The sequence below is a fragment of the Pseudomonas sp. WS 5010 genome, assembly GCF_012985565.1.
GTDB lineage: Bacteria > Pseudomonadota > Gammaproteobacteria > Pseudomonadales > Pseudomonadaceae > Aquipseudomonas.
Genome location: NZ_JAAQWQ010000002.1, coordinates 916,338 through 932,405 on the forward strand (window position 1 = coordinate 916,338; position 16,068 = coordinate 932,405).

General features: G+C 61.0%; 10 protein-coding genes and 1 pseudogene. 9 read left to right on the forward strand and 2 right to left on the reverse strand.

Annotated features, from left to right (window positions below; all coding sequences use genetic code 11):
• The first annotated feature begins 272 nt into the window (after positions 1-272).
• The 8 genes from HBO11_RS08760 (at position 273) to HBO11_RS08795 (ending at position 11,283) form a co-directional block, all read left to right on the forward strand.
• Positions 273-1,424: an LLM class flavin-dependent oxidoreductase gene (locus tag HBO11_RS08760; RefSeq protein ID WP_169955292.1), complete on the forward strand. Its 1,152-nt coding sequence runs from the start codon at positions 273-275 to the stop codon at positions 1,422-1,424.
• A gap of 19 nt (positions 1,425-1,443) precedes the next feature.
• Complete coding sequence (locus HBO11_RS08765) at positions 1,444-2,475, forward strand: ABC transporter substrate-binding protein (protein WP_169955293.1); 1,032 nt, start codon at positions 1,444-1,446, stop codon at positions 2,473-2,475.
• A 53-nt stretch (positions 2,476-2,528) separates the two neighbouring features.
• Positions 2,529-3,587 (forward strand): ABC transporter substrate-binding protein, encoded by a 1,059-nt coding sequence (locus HBO11_RS08770; protein WP_169955294.1) that lies wholly within the window; start codon positions 2,529-2,531, stop codon positions 3,585-3,587.
• A 305-nt stretch (positions 3,588-3,892) separates the two neighbouring features.
• Entirely contained in the window at positions 3,893-6,130 is a 2,238-nt protein-coding gene (locus tag HBO11_RS08775; protein WP_169955295.1) for a TonB-dependent receptor, read from the forward strand.
• Between the two features lie 152 nt (positions 6,131-6,282).
• Positions 6,283-8,745: a TonB-dependent receptor gene (locus HBO11_RS08780; protein ID WP_169955296.1), complete on the forward strand. Its 2,463-nt coding sequence runs from the start codon at positions 6,283-6,285 to the stop codon at positions 8,743-8,745.
• Positions 8,746-8,950: 205 nt separating this feature from the next.
• On the forward strand, positions 8,951-9,712 hold the full coding sequence (locus HBO11_RS08785) for an ABC transporter permease (RefSeq protein ID WP_169955297.1): 762 nt from the start codon (positions 8,951-8,953) through the stop codon (positions 9,710-9,712).
• 9 nt (positions 9,713-9,721) lie between these two features.
• Positions 9,722-10,483: an ABC transporter permease gene (locus HBO11_RS08790; protein ID WP_169955298.1), complete on the forward strand. Its 762-nt coding sequence runs from the start codon at positions 9,722-9,724 to the stop codon at positions 10,481-10,483.
• An 11-nt stretch (positions 10,484-10,494) separates the two neighbouring features.
• Positions 10,495-11,283, forward strand: coding sequence for an ABC transporter ATP-binding protein (locus HBO11_RS08795; protein ID WP_169955299.1), 789 nt, complete (start codon positions 10,495-10,497; stop codon positions 11,281-11,283).
• A 2-nt stretch (positions 11,284-11,285) separates the two neighbouring features.
• On the opposite strand, the gene HBO11_RS08800 is transcribed toward HBO11_RS08795, so the two are convergent.
• Together HBO11_RS08800 and HBO11_RS08805 are read right to left on the reverse strand one after the other, a co-directional pair.
• The gene (locus tag HBO11_RS08800; RefSeq protein WP_169955300.1) at positions 11,286-15,044 is read right to left on the reverse strand and encodes a hypothetical protein; all 3,759 of its coding nucleotides are present in this window, start codon (positions 15,042-15,044) and stop codon (positions 11,286-11,288) included.
• Positions 15,045-15,195: 151 nt separating this feature from the next.
• Positions 15,196-15,663: a GNAT family N-acetyltransferase gene (locus HBO11_RS08805; RefSeq protein WP_169955301.1), complete on the reverse strand. Its 468-nt coding sequence runs from the start codon at positions 15,661-15,663 to the stop codon at positions 15,196-15,198.
• A 224-nt stretch (positions 15,664-15,887) separates the two neighbouring features.
• Between HBO11_RS08805 and HBO11_RS08810 the strand changes: the two are divergent.
• Positions 15,888-16,068, forward strand: a pseudogene (locus tag HBO11_RS08810) (ribonucleotide-diphosphate reductase subunit beta); the annotation flags it as partial.

Here is a 16,068-nt window from a genome sequence, read left to right on the forward strand (position 1 = left end):
CCGGCTTGCCGGCGATGGCGGCGGCCCAGTCAATACCTGTGTCGACTGATACACCGCCATCGCTGGCAAGCCAGCGCCGACAAAAGTTTTGTGCTGCCCGCTGAACAGCCACTGCTGCTCAGGTGTTGCTACAGACGCAATCCCCACATCGCTCCTGCCCCCCATCCGCAGGCATCCCCCCGCCCGCAGGGGCCGCAGCCGCCATGGCATGGCCGTTGCACTCGCTGCTGCAACAGGTCCTCGCACCTTGCATGACTGAATCAGGAGCACCCATGAGCACTGAATTTTTCTGGCGCCTGCCGCTGGGCACCGATGGTCCGCAGTTGACCACTGACAAACACAACCGGGGCAATGCGCAATACCGCCCCGGCCATATCGCCCCGGGGCGCTTGCCCAATGGCGAGCCGGACGGTTTCACCTACATCGACTACATCGCCCAGGTGGCCAAGGCCGCCGAGTTGGCCGGCTTCGAAGGGGCATTGCTGCCCACCGGGCCCGAGCCATGGATCGTCGCGGCCGCGCTGGCCCGGGAAACCCGGCGTATCAAGTTCCTGATTGCCTTCCAGGCCACCTGGACCCTGCCCGCCTACGCCGCGCAGCAAGCAGCGATCCTGCAGAACCTGAGCCGGGGCCGCCTGGACTGGAACATCATCACCGGTGGCAACCCGGCCAGTCAGCGGGCCAATGGGGATTTCCTCGAACACGACCTGCGCTACAAACGTACCGGGGAGTTCCTCGACATCATCCAGGGCCTGTGGGAGCAGGAAAAGTTCTCCTATGACGGTGATATCTACCAGTTGGAAAACGGCGCCCTGCCCCCTGGCCTGCACCATGAGCGCAAACCGGGGGTGTACTTTTCCGGGTTCTCCGATGCCGCTCTGGACGTGGCCGCCAGGCATGCCGATGTGTACCTCAATTGGGCCGAGCCCATCGACAAGCTCAAGCCGCATATCGAGCGGGTGCGCGAGTTGGCCGACAAACAGGGGCGCAGCGTGCGCTTCGGCCTGCGGGTCGACCTGTTTGCCCGGGAGACCGAAGAGCTGGCCTGGAAAGACCTGCGCCGCCAGTTCGACAAACTCGAAGGCCAGGGCAGCGTGCTCGCCAAAGGTTTCACCAACGGTTCGGATTCGGTGGGTGCGGCGCGCCAGACGGCCTATCACCAGAATGTCGACCGCTTCGACGACCTGATCATCGGCCCCAACCTGTGGGCCGGGTTTGCCAAGGCCAAGCCGGGGCCCACCGTGGGCCTGGTGGGCAGTCACGAGAACATTGCCGAGCGCCTGGTGGAGTACCGCGACGCCGGGTTCTCGACCTTTATCCTCGCCGGCAACCCGCACCTGGAAGAGGCCCTGCGCATTGGCCAGGAAGTCTTGCCGCTGGTGCATCGACAGGCGGCCACCCAACCTTTGCGCGCCAGCGCCTGACTGCTGCGGGAGACCCTGAATGAGCCAACACCTCGATACCCTCTGGTACACCCGCTGCCCGGTGCCCACCGGGTTGGGGATTGCCGTGCAAAAAGGCTGGCTGCAAGAGACCGTCGGCGCCCTGGGCGCCGAGGTGCAGTCGCTGCGCGAGTCCAACGACCAGGCCGTGCGCGAGTCGCACTTTGATCACAGCTTGCGCAACTCGGTGCGCCATGGCGGCAATATCCCGGCGATCTGGGCCCGTGCCCAGGGCCGCGAGACCCGGGTAATCGGCTTGTCCTGGGCCGATGAAGTGCAATTGATCCTGACCCGCCGGGGCAGCGGCATCCAAACGGTCAAGGACCTCAAGGGCCGCACTTTCGGCCTGCCCGACTGGTCCGGCGCGCAGATCGATTTCACCCGCGCCCAGGCCTTGCGCGGCCTGGAAAATGCCCTGTCGCTGGGAGGCTTGCAGGTCGGCGATGTGAAGCTGGTGAACTTCCGGTATGGCGGCACCTTCAGCGACAGCCCGGTGCGCAACATCGCCGGCACGCAGGTCTCTGCGCCGCTGGCCGAACGCAACCTGGAGTTGATCGGCCTGCTGCGCGGCGAGGTGGATGCGATCTTTCTCAAGGGCGCCAGCGCCGCCCAGCACGCCCATGACTTTGGCCTGCACACGGTGATCGACACCGGTTCGCACCCGGACCCGCTGATCCGCAGCAACAACGGCACGCCGCGCACCCTGGCGGTGGACCTGAACCTGTTGGACAACCACCTGGATGTGGCCACCGGTATCCTCGATTCGGTATTGCGCGCCGAGCAATGGGCCCACACCCACCCGCAAGAAACACGGCGCTACCTGGCCCGGGAAACCAACAGCAGCGAATACTGGGTCACCGCCGCCTATGGCGAGGATGCCCACCTGCGGCTGCATACGGCCCTGGATGAGCAGGCGATTGCCGCGCTGCAGGACTTTGTGCAGTTCCTGCACCGCTGGCGCTTTATCCCCAACAGCTTTGATGTGCGCGCCTGGATCGATGCGCGGCCCCTCAACCACCTGACATCGTTGTAGGAGCCCGGCTTGCCGGGTTCCTACAGGGCATAGGGATTTGAACGAAGACCTTTATGAGCAAACCACTCGATACTCTCTGGTACACCCACAGCCCGGTGCCCACCGGGCTTGGCATTGCGGTGCAGTCCGGGCGACTGGCCGAAGCCTTCCAGCCATTTGGCACCAATATCCAATCCCTGCGCGAGTCCACCGAGCGCGAAGTACGCGAAGCCCACTACGACCATCACCTGAAGAACTCGGTGCGCCACGGCGGCAATATCCCGGCGATCTGGGCCTACTCCAGCGGGGTCCAGACCCGTGTGCTGGGGCTGTCGTGGAGCGATGAGGTGCAGTTGATCCTGACCACCGCCGAAAGCGGCGTGAGAAGCGTGCGCGACTTGAAAAACCGGCGCTTCGGCCTGCCCAAGTGGGCCAACGTGCAGATCGACTTCACCCGCGCCCAGGCCCTGCGCGGCCTGGAAAACGCGCTCAAGCTCGAAGGCCTGAACGTGGCGGATGTGGAGTTGGTGGACTATCCCTACGGCGGCACCTACAGCGACAACCAGACCCAGTACGTGTACGGCACCCCGGCCAGCCTCGGGGTGAGCCGCTTCAGCCGGCGCAACAACGAGTTGATCGGCCTGCTGCGCGGCGATATCGATGCGATTTTCCTCAAGGGCGCCCACGCCGTACACCTGGCCAATGAGTTCGGCTTGCATGTGGTGGTCGATACCGGCTCTCACCCGGACCCGTTGATCCGCAGCAACAACGGCACGCCGCGTACGCTGACGGTAGATACCCACCTGCTGCACGAGCATTTCGATGCCAGCGTGAAGATTGTCGATACGGTATTGCGCACCGAGCAATGGGCCTGGGCCAATCCCGACGAGACCCGGCGCTTTCTCGCCCAGGAGCTGAACACCAGCGAGTACTGGGTGACGGCGGCCTATGGCGAGGATGCCCATCGGCGGCTGCGCACCACCCTGGACTCCCGCTCGATCGAGGCCTTGCAGGACTTCACCGATTTCCTGCATCGCTGGCACTTCATCCCACGGCATTTCGATGTGCGCGACTGGATCGACTTCAGCGTGCTGGAAAAAGTCATCGGCTCCACCTCCCGCGTCGCAGTCTGACCCCTCACAACCTGTAGGAGCCGGCTTGCCGGCGATGACGCCCCTGAGTGATGCAGTGCTTTCAAGGGCGCCATCGCCGGCAAGCCGGCTCCTACAGTGTTGGCCACGCAGCACTTTCTGTGCTGCTCCAGCAGCACCGGCCACGCAGTTTTTGCTGGATCCTCGACAGCCCGGATTCACCGCGTTTAATCACGTCCAAACAGAAACTTTTTATCCTTAAATATCAACAACATAAATACTCGTATCGGGATTGGCACGATCTCTGCTCTAACCCCTTCAAGGACACTTTTCCGGGGGAGATTTACATGCACAAACTTAATCCAATCACCAAGGGCCTGTGGCTCGCATTGCTGTTCACTGGCAGCGATTACGTGCTGGCAGCCGACACTGAAAACGAGCCGGCACTCAAGACCGTCACCGTCACCGCGCAACACCGGGAGCAGACCTTGCAAGAGGTGCCGGTGGCCGTGTCGGCGGTCCAGGGCACCAGCATCGTGGCCGACGGCGTGCGCTCGATGGGCGACATCACCACTTTCATTCCCAACGCCTCGGCGAAGAACCCCGACGGCGACGGCCGCCCACGCTGGTACATCCGCGGCCTGGGCACCGGCGACACCGGGGCGGCCACGGTGTACCCAGTGGGCATTTATGCCGATGACGTTTACCTCAACGCACCGATTGCCGGCGGCGGCCCGCTGTTTGACCTGGAGCGCATCGAGATCCTGCGCGGGCCCCAGGGCACCCTGTATGGCAAGAACACCACGGCGGGCGCGGTGAATATCATTTCGAAAAAACCCGCGTTCGACACTGACGGTTTCGGCACCATCGGCTTTGGCAGCAAGAATGAAAGGATCCTCAGCGGCGCCCTTGGCGGCGCGCTGGTGGACGAAAAACTCGCCGCGCGGATCTCGCTGTACTCCGAGGAGCGCGACGGCTTCCAGAAAAACCTGGTGGACGATCACACCTACGGCGACGTCAACAAAAAGGCCGTGCGCCTGCAGTTCCTTGCCCAGCTCAACCCGGACCTGGACGCGCTGCTGAAGATCCACAGCCGCGAGTTCAAGGGCGACGGTTCCAACGGGGCACTGACCCTGGGCCGCTACTACAACGTCGGCTACCAGCGCCCCGAAGGCCGTAATATCGCGCTCAACGTCAAGGACGATTCCAAGCTCAACCATGACGGCACGTCCCTGACCCTCAATTGGCACCTGGGCGACTACACCCTCACCTCCATCAGCGCCTATGACTACATTCGCGGCCAGTCCAGCAGCGATGCCGACTACACGCCTTATGAGGTCAACGGCACGTCCACCAGCGATAACAAATACACCCAGTATTCCCAGGAAATCCGCCTGGCCTCGCCGCAGCAGGAAACCTTGCGCTGGCTGGCCGGTGCGCACTACTTCCACGAAGACCTGGACAGCAGCGGCGGACGTTTCATTGCCCCCGGCCCGACGCCCAATGGCACCGGTTCCAACCAGATCAATGGCGCGACCGACCTGCGGGATCTCAATTACGACCACAAGACCAACAGCTACGCGCTGTTTGGCAACCTGACCTACGACTTCACCGACAACTTCACCGTGACCGGCGGCCTGCGCTGGACCCAGGAAAAGAAAGACATCGACCTGAACCTCACCCAACTGACCCGCAATACCGCCAACGGCCCGCTGGTGCCCCTGGCCGGCAGCGGCACCAATGGCAGCCGCCAGGAGAACAAGACCTGGGAAGCCTGGACCTACGATGTCACGCCCGAATACCGGATCAATGACAACGTACGAGTGTTCTTTCGCTATGCCCACGGCTTCCGTTCCGGTGGTTTCAACACCGGGCTGTCCACCAGCCTGGCGCAGTTGACCACGGTGGACCCGGAACAACTCGACGCCTATGAGTTCGGGGTCAAGTCCGAGTGGTTCAACCGCCGCCTGACCGCCAACGCGAACATTTTCTACTACGACTATTCGGATATTCAGGTCAACCTGCTGACAGTCAACAACGGCGTGCTGACCACGGCCCTGACCAATGGCGCCAAAGGCAAGGTCAAGGGCGCCGAGCTGGAACTGGAAGGCCAGCCCACCGACTCCCTGCACCTGCGGGCGGCGGTGTCGTTCCTCGATACCGAATACACCGACTTCAAGAACACCAACCCCAACACCGGCGCGGTCACCGGTGACTACAGCGGCAACAGCTTTGTGCGCTCGCCGCGCAATGTGGTGTCGGTGGGTGGCGACTACACCATCGCGCTGCAGATCGGCGGCAAGTTGGTGGCCGGGGCCGACGCCAGTTTCCGCGACAAGGAATACTTCCTCGCCGACCGCCAGAGCAGCGCCGACAAGACCCTCAGCCAACCCCACTACACCCTGGTCAATAGCCGCCTGAGCTGGTACAGCGCCGATGAAAAACTCAGCGTCACCGGCTTCGTCAACAACCTCACTGACCGCCGCTACCAGGTGCATGGCCGGCCAAACGGTGGACTGGGGCAGTACGTGATCACCTACGGCGACCCGCGCACCGTGGGCGTGAGCGTGACCAGCCGTTTCTAAGCCCAAGCCCCTCTCCCAAACAACACAGACCCACTGTAGGAGCCAGGCTTGCCTGCGATAGCGTCCTTGAGCTCGCCATCGCAGGCTTGCCGGGCTCCTACAGGTGATCTGCATTGTTTGGAGGGCCAGCCTTGTTTGAAAGGAATACGTTTATGTTCCAGCACACTCCACTGGCCGGCGCCATCGCGCTGGTCCTGGGCAGCCTTGCCGTGCCCGCCATTGCCGCACCAATCCAACCCACGGCCAAGGCCGACCACCTCGACACCGTGGTGGTACTGGGCACCCGCCGCAGCGACCTGACCGCCCTGCAAAGCGCCGCGCCGGTGGATGTGCTGTCCAGCGAGCAACTGCAAGAGACCGGCGCCAGCGACCTGTCTGGCGCGCTGACCGCCCTGTCGCCGTCGTTCAATTTCCCGCAGTCACCCCAGGGTGCCTTCGCCGGCTCTATCGCCCAAGGCGCGTCGCTGCGCGGCCTGGCGTCGGACCAGGTGCTGGTGCTGGTCAACGGCAAGCGCCGCCACAGCAGCGCCAATATCACCCGCCAAAGCCTGGTCAATGGCCGGGGCGCAGCGGCGGTGGATTTGAGCCTGATCCCCCTGAGTGCGATCCAGCGCGTGGAGATCCTGCGTGACGGCGCGGCGGCGCAATACGGCTCGGATGCCATCGCCGGGGTGATCAATATCGTGCTCAAGGAAAACGACGACGGCGGCAACGTCGGCTACCGTTTTGGCGGCTATGACAAGGGCGATGGTATCCAGCGCAAACTCAGCGGCTGGAAAGGCTTCAGCCTGCCCAACGACGGTTTCCTGACCCTGAGCTTCGACGCCGGCAGCCAGGATCCGGCCAGCGACACCAACCCCGACAACCGGATCTTCTATCAAGGTTCCACCAGCATCAACACGCCCCGGGAACAGAACAACCGCTACCGCACCTGGCGCTGGGGCTCGGGCAATGTCTCCGACCAGTACAACTTCGTGGCCAACAGTGAAATCGGCGTCGGCGACGGCCTGACCGCCTATGGGTTTGCCACTTACGCCCACAAGAACACCGACGCCGAAGGATTTTTCGACCCGCCGACCACCCTGCGCAGCAACTACGGCAGTACCGCGTTGCAGCGTTACCCCGACGGACGCCTGCCGGTGACGCGCTACAGTCTGCAGGACTATGCGGTGACCGGCGGCCTGCGCTATGAGCACGAGCAACTGGGCAAGTTCGACCTGGCGCTGAACCACGGTAACAACACGCTCGAATCCACCGATCGCAATGCGATCAACCCCAGTTGGGGCACCAACAGCCCGGCGAATATCTACACCGGCCAGCGCGAAAACGAGCAGACCAACCTGACCCTGGACTGGGTGCGCGACTTCCCCACCGACCTGCTCTTCAAGCCGCTGACCCTGTCCGCCGGCCTGGCCTGGCGCAAGGAGAACTACCAACTGAGTGCCGGTGATGCGGCGGGCTGGCAGAACGGGCCGCTGTTCAACACGGTCGACCCGATCACCGGGCGCCGCATCCCTGGGTATTACTCGGGCATCACCCAGGTCGATGCCGCGTCCCTGGAGCGCAAGGTGCTGGGCGCCTATATCGATGTCGAAGGTCAAGTCACCGAGAAATTCCAGGCCGGGGTGGCAGTGCGTACCGAGCACTATTCGGACTTCGGCGACACCACCAACGGCAAGCTGTCGCTGCGCTACGACTTCACCCCACAGATCGCCGCGCGCGCCACCGCCAGCACCGGCTACCGCGCGCCGTCGCTGGTGCAGAGCGGCATGTCGTCGTTCAGCGTGCAGGTGGTGGAACAGCCGCCCGGCAGCGGCAACTATGTGGAAGTGCAGCAACGCACCCTGCGTGCCGACAGCCAGGAAGCGCGGTTGCTGGGCGGCAAGGCACTCAAGCCCGAGGAGTCCACCAACTACTCCCTGGGCCTGGTATGGCGCCCGCTGGACAACGCCTCGGTGACGGTGGATGCGTACCGGATCAATATCGACAACCGCATCACCCTCTCCGACCAACTGCCGTCTGCGGTGGTCACGCCGATTTTTGCCGGCACGCCCTACGCCAATATCCAGAGCGCGGCGTTCTACACCAACGTCGCCGATACGCGCACCGATGGTATCGAGCTGACCGGCAACTATCAGTGGAACCTGCAGCAATGGGGGCGCCTGAACCTGAGCAGCGGCTTTGCGAAGAACCGCACCACAATCACGGCGTTGCGCGACGTGGGCAATATCAAGGGATCGCAGATTGTCGGGCGCAACACCCAGGGCCTGATCGAAGAAGGCACGCCAGAAACCAAACTGACCCTGAGCGCCAACTGGCTGTATGAGAACTGGGGCCTGACGGTTGCCCAACGCCGCTATGGCCAATGGATCAGCCGCAATGCCACCAACCCCAGCCTGGACCAGACCTACAGCCCGCAGTGGGTCACGGACGTGGACCTGTCGTACACCTTCGACAAGGGCCTGAAGGTCTCGGTAGGCGCGATCAACCTGTTCGACAGCCACCCGGACAAGGCCGATGGCGCGCAGTTGTACGGCGTGCCGATCTACTCGATCACCAGCCCAGAAGGTGCCCAGGGCGCGTTCTACTACACCAGCGTGAGTTACGACTTCTAGACGCGACTGCTGAACGGGTGTTGCCACAGCAGCACCCAACCACCATTTCCCCCTGTCGGAGCCGGCTTGCCGGCGATTGCGGCCTCATGCCCTGCGCATGGCAGAAGGGCGCCATCGCCGGCAAGCCGGGCTCCTACAGGGTTTACGGGTTTATGGCACATGTCTTGCGATGGTGGCTGGGTACTTCGCTGAAATAAGACCTGCCATGCGCCTGAATCACTTACTGAACCCTCTTACCTGGCTGATCTCCCCCCTGGCCTTGCTGGCGGTGTGGGCGTGGGTCGCGCACCTGGGGCTGTTCCCGCGCAACCTGCTGGTGCCGCCCGCGCAGGTGCTGCAGACCTTTGCCGATCTGCTGGCCAGCGGCGAGTTGCAGGAACACCTGGGCAACAGCCTGTCACGGCTGGGCATTGGCTTTGCTATCGGCTCGCTGTGTGGCCTGGGCTTTGGCGTGTTGATGGCTTTGTCGAAAACCGTCGAGGCTTATTGCGGGCCGCTGTTCCATACCCTGCGCCAGATCCCCAGCATCGCCTTGATTCCGATGTTCGTGCTGCTGTTTGGCATCGATGAAACCTTCAAGATCATCATCGTGGCCAAGACCGCGTTTTTCCCGGTGGCCCTGGCGGCCGGCGAAGGGGTCAAGGGCATCCCGCGCAGCTACTTCGAGGTCGCCGACGTGTACCGCCTGCGCTGGCCGAGCTTTGTGCGCCTGGTGGCCCTGCCCGCCGCCGCGCCGCCGATCATCACCGGCTTTCGCATCAGCCTGACCCGCGCCTGGGTGGTGCTGGTGGCCACCGAGTTGCTGGCGGCCGATAGCGGCCTGGGGCAGATGATCGAGATGGCCCGGCAGATGCTGCGCATCGACATTGTGATGGTCGGGGTGGTGGTCACCGGCGTGATCGGCTTTGCCATCGACTACCTGTTGCGCCATATCGAACAGCGCCTGTTTCGCTGGCAGACGCGCTAGGAGCCCTCTATGACGAACCTGTTGAAAAAGTCCCGCGGGCTGTTGCTCCCGCTGCTGCTGGTCCTTGCCTGGGAATACGCCTCGCGCCAGGGCGCGGCCGGTGCCTATGCGTTCGTGCCGCTGTCGGCGATTGGCACGGCCTTGCTGGATATGCTCGGCAACGGCGAGTTGCTGGTCAACCTGCTGGCGAGCCTGGCGCGCACCAGCAGCGGCCTGGCCCTGGGCATTGTGTTCGGCGTGGCGTTGGGGGTGCTGATGGCGTTGTCCAGCGTGGCCAACCGCTTGATCGGGCCGCTGTTCCATAGCATTCGCCAGGTGCCGATGCTTGGCTGGATCCCGCTCATCGCCATGTGGTTCGGCAATGGCGAGTTCTCCAAGGTGCTGATCGTCAGCCTGGCCGCGTTTTACCCGATGGTGCTGAACACCTGGCAGGGCTTTACCCATGTCGAGCAGCGTTACCGCGAAGTGGGCCTGGTGCTGGTGCTGAGCCCCGTGCAGCGCTTCACCCAGGTGCTGCTGCCGGCCGCGCTGCCGAGTATCGCGACCGGCGTTTTGCACGCCTTGGCCTTTGCCTGGGTCACGACGATTGGCAGCGAGTTATTCCTGTCTTCCGCAGCGGGCCTGGGCAACTTGATGATGAATGCCGAGGCCGGCTCGCGCATGGAAGTCATCGTGCTCTGCGTGTTGTGCATCGGCCTGCTCGGCTACCTCATGACCCTGTTGTTTAACCGCCTCGTGCGCCACCTGCTGCGCTGGCGCCACCTTCGTTGAAAGGCCCTGACATGAATGCAATCGCTCACCACGCCTTACACCAGCACCTGCAAACCGGCGCCTTGCAGATTCGCGGCCTGAACAAGGCCTACCGGATCGAAGGCCGCTCGTTGCCGGTGCTGCATAATATTCACCTCGACGTGCAACCCGGCGAGTTCGTCAGCATCGTCGGCGCCAGTGGCTGCGGCAAATCCACCTTGCTGCGCCTGATTGTCGGCCTGGAGGCCGAGTACGAGGGCGATATCCTGCTCGATGGCAAACGCATCGCCGCCACCAGCCTGGAGCGCGGCATCGTGTTCCAGGACCACCGGTTGTTCCCGTGGATGACCGTCAGCCAGAACATCGCCCTGGCCCTGAAAAACCATGACCTGCCCCAGGCCGAGAAAAACCGCCAGGTGGCCGAGCACATCGCCCTGGTCAACCTCAGCGGTTTCGAGAATGCGTACCCCCATCAGTTGTCCGGCGGCATGGCGCAACGCGCCGCGATTGCCCGGGCGCTGATCAACAAGCCCAAGGTCCTGCTGCTGGACGAACCGCTCGGCGCCCTCGACGCCCTGACCCGCGTGCACCTGCAACGGGAACTGCAGCGCATCTGGGTGCAGCAGCGCTGCACGGTGCTGATGGTCACCCATGACATCGAAGAAGCACTGTACCTGGGCGACCGGGTGATTGTGATGGACGCCCATCCGGGGCGGATCAAGCACGAGATCCGTGTCGACCTGCCCCACCCACGGGATCGTGCTTCAGCGGTGCTGCAACAGCACAAGCGACAATTGCTGGAGGAGCTGACAGGCCACTGAGGTCAGCCCGCCGCAACCTTCAGGCGCTGGATCTGTGGCGTGCCTGTGGATGATCCCGGCTTGCGCGGGTCAATGACACTCATCATCACCCCATCGCTGGTGATGAATACTGGCCGTGACTTGCCTTGGTCTTTCGGGTCATTGGAAAAGGCCCCCTTGAACTCGACGGACCGGCGTTGCTCGGCAGTGCCGCCGTCCAAGGTCACCTTCAGATCCCCCGCGGGCGTCACCTGCCAGTCCGAGATTTGGGCGTCGGTGTAGTCCAGTTGAACGGTACTGCCCTGCAGGTCTTCTATGTGAACACTGCCTGCCCCCTTATTGATGATGTACGTATTGCTGCCGCCTTCAGCGACCACCCTGGCCCCCCCATTGATCACCACGACATCGGCCCCCTTGCCTGTGCGGGCAATGTCCTCGCGGCCATTGAGGGTCAGCAAATTATTCTGATCATCACCTTGAACATAACTTTCGCCGTTCTTCACCGTGGTGACATTGGAAAAGTTCTGCACACTGGCGATTTTTTTCACCCCCTCGGTGTTGGATTTTTCAGTTTTTACCGAGACGGTATGGTCTTTCAGATTAATGACATGCCCTACGTAGCTGACACTTTCTTTCTTTCCAACATCGTCGCGTGGAGAACTTAATTCTCCAGAAAAAACCAGGGTGTTACGTCCCTCGCCACCCTCCAGGGATATTTGCCGGGGACTGAAATCTTTGTTTCCCGTTTTCTCGACCTCCCGCGCCCGCTCCAGTGTCTGGCGTGCATCGGCATTCATGACCACCGTGTCATCAGCGCGCCCGCCACTGACCACTTTCTTGCCGGTACCTAGCAAGAAGACGTTGGGTTTGTTTTCCACCCCTCTTACATAATCATCACCACCACCCAGGTCCCATAACGTGGCTTTTCCATCACCCAACTCGCCTTCAACCTGTTTGACCGGTTTGCCGTTAAATGATGAATAGCTTTCATCCACGCCTACCCGGTCAGTGCCATCACGAACCGCCACCGACGGGACCCTGCCGGTTACTGGAATCAGATTCAGCAGCCAGGTGACCGGCGAAAACCAGACTCTTGGCGTCAGTGGGACTTTGCCGTCCACTTGCTTGACCTCAACCTGCGACGAGCCGTAGACCACCCGCTCGAAGGTGTTCTTTGCATCACCGCTCAGGAACGCTTTATAGCAAGCTTGGCGTTGCTCATCGATTTCGTGGGTGTATTGGGTCTGCAGGTAAGGCTTGAGCACATCGAATCCAGGCTCCAGACCCAGGAACGCCCTCACACCGGTGACGGCCTTTTGTTCGCCCGAAAGCGGCGTGACCTTATCCAGGTCTTCCACGCTGCGCACGGAGTGGTAAATCATCTGGCTCATCATGAGCGTCCCGGCCACGACCAGGCCCACCGGCCCAGCCGACGCCGCCCCCATCATGAATGCGGCGCCCAACGTTACCGAGGTCGCGGCGTTGGCCACCGCGAAAGCACCGTCAACATAATGGTCCTGGGCTTGAGCACCGCTGCTCTTACTGGCCTTTTTAAAGGAATCGACAGCACTGTAGATATCAAACGGCACGCTGACCGCTGCACCCGCCCCGGTGCCGACTTTGCCAATCAGTTGCCCAACACTCGACGCTTTAAATCCCATGATCGAAGGCGCAGCCTTATGAATGACACTTTGCCCCAACTTGTTGAGCGAAGCCCCAATCGCGTCGCCCCCGTACTGGGCAGCCACTGCACCTAAACTGATACTGCCTTGGGTCACGTCTCCATTGTGAAAAGACTCTATCGCGCTGCGCAGCCCCTGGAATGTACTGAATGCCTGGAAACCCAAGCCCGCAGCCCGCGTTTTTCCAAACTTGTCCACCCCACCTGCATCAAAGAAATTCGCAGGCATCGCTTGTTTAGTACGAACCATCTCTTGAATCTGAGCCGAAATCTTGTGCACTTGCTGCATCTGCTTTTCGAAGTTGTCAGGCACCTTCGACACTTCGGTACTGGGGATCAGCGGTCCAGCGGACGGATCACGATGAATCGCAATTTCAAAGAACAGCTTGGTTGCCTGGTCACTGAACCGGACATCACCGGAACCAGACCATGCCTTGAAACGCGCAAAATCAATTTGCAGGTTATTGGCCAACAGCTTGCCATTCGGGTCACCTGCAGGCTGGGCATCTATCGGCTTGCCGTGGATATGGATGCCCATTTTGTAAAGATCGACGCGACTGATATCCAGGGTGCCGATACGGATCGGCGGCTGGCTGTCATCGAGGGCCTGAAGGCGCTGCACTTCCCCCGTATTGTTGATGACAGTGGGTGTCGCCATCCTGGCAAGAGGCGCCGCCCCCTGGTGTGTGGCAAACAACTGGCGATCGCGCTGCATCTCTTTGTCGATGTACGGATAACCGGGAGGTGGGGTTGCTTGGGCTAAGGTGCGCAGCAACTTTTGCTCAAGCCCCTGCATGCTGCCAATGTACGGGGAACCGGGGTACTGTTTTATAAAGCCCTGAACGGTTTTCAATGAATCGAAGGTGGCGTGATACTGGGCCATACCTTTCTTGGCATGTATGTTGTCCACGCTTTCCAGAACATTTTGATAAACCGCAGCTTCCATACCCGCAACAGGCCTTGCATGTTTTCTAAAATCAGCCGAGGAAGGCAGGTGCGCACTATCAACTACTTTTATCGTATCAAGATCGGCCAAGGGCGCATTATATGCCAGTTGCATCCGCATGGACGTCGGTCTAATCCCCGAGACATGCTCTGGATTAAATACGCTGAACCTGTATTTAGGATTATCCAGATCGTTGTTGTATGGCCTAATTAACTTTTTCAGATCTGGATCGGTAAAGATTTTTTTCATTCCGCTTTCAAATGCCTTGGCAGAAGAAAACCTGACCAAACCAATATTGGGGTCGGCGTAATAATAGGTCCGTTTACCGTCCGCTCCCGCCGTCACTCCTGCCGATAGACGATGCCCACTGGCGGAAATAATCAACGTCGTCGGGGCTGGGGCTTTGAGGAGCTGCGCTACGATTGACTTGTAAGACCCGAGCCTGTCAGTGGCCGGATCATGAGCCTTGTCGGCATACCCGGCGTACTTCTGGGCCCTGGCAATTGCAGCAAAGAATGCTTGAGATTCAGGCGTATCAGGAGAAGCCAGCGCCTGGTAAATATTGCCCAGGAAAATATCAGCCTTGCCCTCCCTTGTCGCCAAGGACAGCAGGTGCGATATGCCCGCACACTCTCCGTCGCTCGATTGGTTAATCATTGCCAGATAATAACTTTGCGGCATGGGTGTCAACTTAGTTTCTTTACCCGAAACTACGTTCGAAAACTCCATCACCCTTTCTTGTGTTTTGATAATAGTGCGCTTTTCGGCCAAGTGCTTGAGCATGCCTAATTGCTCATCGGTCACCCCGGGCTGCAATGCCATTTTATAAAACTCGGAACTACTCATCAAATCCGAATAACCAGCCGGCAGCGGCACGGACCCCGGTGAGTTATACCCTCGCATATAGGCCTCTCGGCCCTGGCTTTGTTTGACACTTTCTACTTTTGAAAAAAAATCATCTGCGCTGCCCGTCTCGCGAACAGCTGCCACCGGTACTCCCCTACGCAGGCGGCGCTTGTCTGGCACATCGTTCTGCGTCGTCAGTTGCCCCGGTGATGGTTCTCGACGTTCTTCATGGGAAGTTGGAGGGGCGGTTTGAGCGGACTGATTTTGTCTAATAAACGACAAGGTATTGGGCAGGGACGATACGTGCATAATCACTCCAGCTAACAGGTTTTGTTCATTCAATATCCTTTTATGTGAAGGGCTCCTGGAGTGATAAAACCTAGCACCAGACGCAATGCCACCCTGACAGACAAATCCGAGAGCAAACCACAAGGTATTACCAAATGCAGCGCGCCCCTCACTACAGAATGCGCGCCATCTTGATGATCTCGATAGACACCGGGCTGTTGCCACGGCTGAAGGTGCCTTCGCCAATCTTGCGAAAACCGCACGCGGCGTAGAATTTTTCGGCGGTCAGGGTCGCTTCCAGGTAGGCGCTGGTATGCCCGGCTGCGGCGATCTGCTGCAAAGCCTCGGCCAACAGGCGCTTACCCACCCCCTGCCCGGCCGCCTCGCCACGAATAAACAACTTGCTGACTTCCAGACCCTCGATCTCCACGAAGCCCTGGAGCACATCGCTGCAGGCCAGCCACAGGTTGCCGGCGGCGATGGCCGGGCGGTAAGTCTCAGGGGAGCGGCCATCAAGCCACATGGCGATCTGTTCGGCACCATAGTCGGCGGTGCACAGGTTTTCGACGGAGTTTTTATGCACCTGGAAGATGCTCTCGGCGTCGTCCTGGGTGGCTGGGCGGATCAGTAGATTTTTCATTCCTTTGAGATTCCGAGCAGGGCCAATAAACCCAGGCGTTATAGCTGATCTTGCGCCGGGCAGCGACCGAAGACCGCACATCTTGTGCGTTGACCAGCTTCCCTACACACCATATAGTGTGCCCACACACGCAGCCGACCACTACATAGTGTGCGATGCCGGCAATTATCAAGTTTTCTGGACGGCCTCACACACCGTCAGAACAGACCAGGAAGGAGTATTTCATGCTGAGTTGGGATGAAGTCGACACCGAAGACACCGGTGCAGCCGTGATCCGTGGCGCCAACGCCGGCCACGCCACCGAAGCCAACATGGACCGCCTCGACGGTGCCGGTGCCGCCGCCGCCATCGAGGCCCGCGCCGTCACCGCCAATGACTCCGCCGCCATCGTGCGCGCCAAGGCCG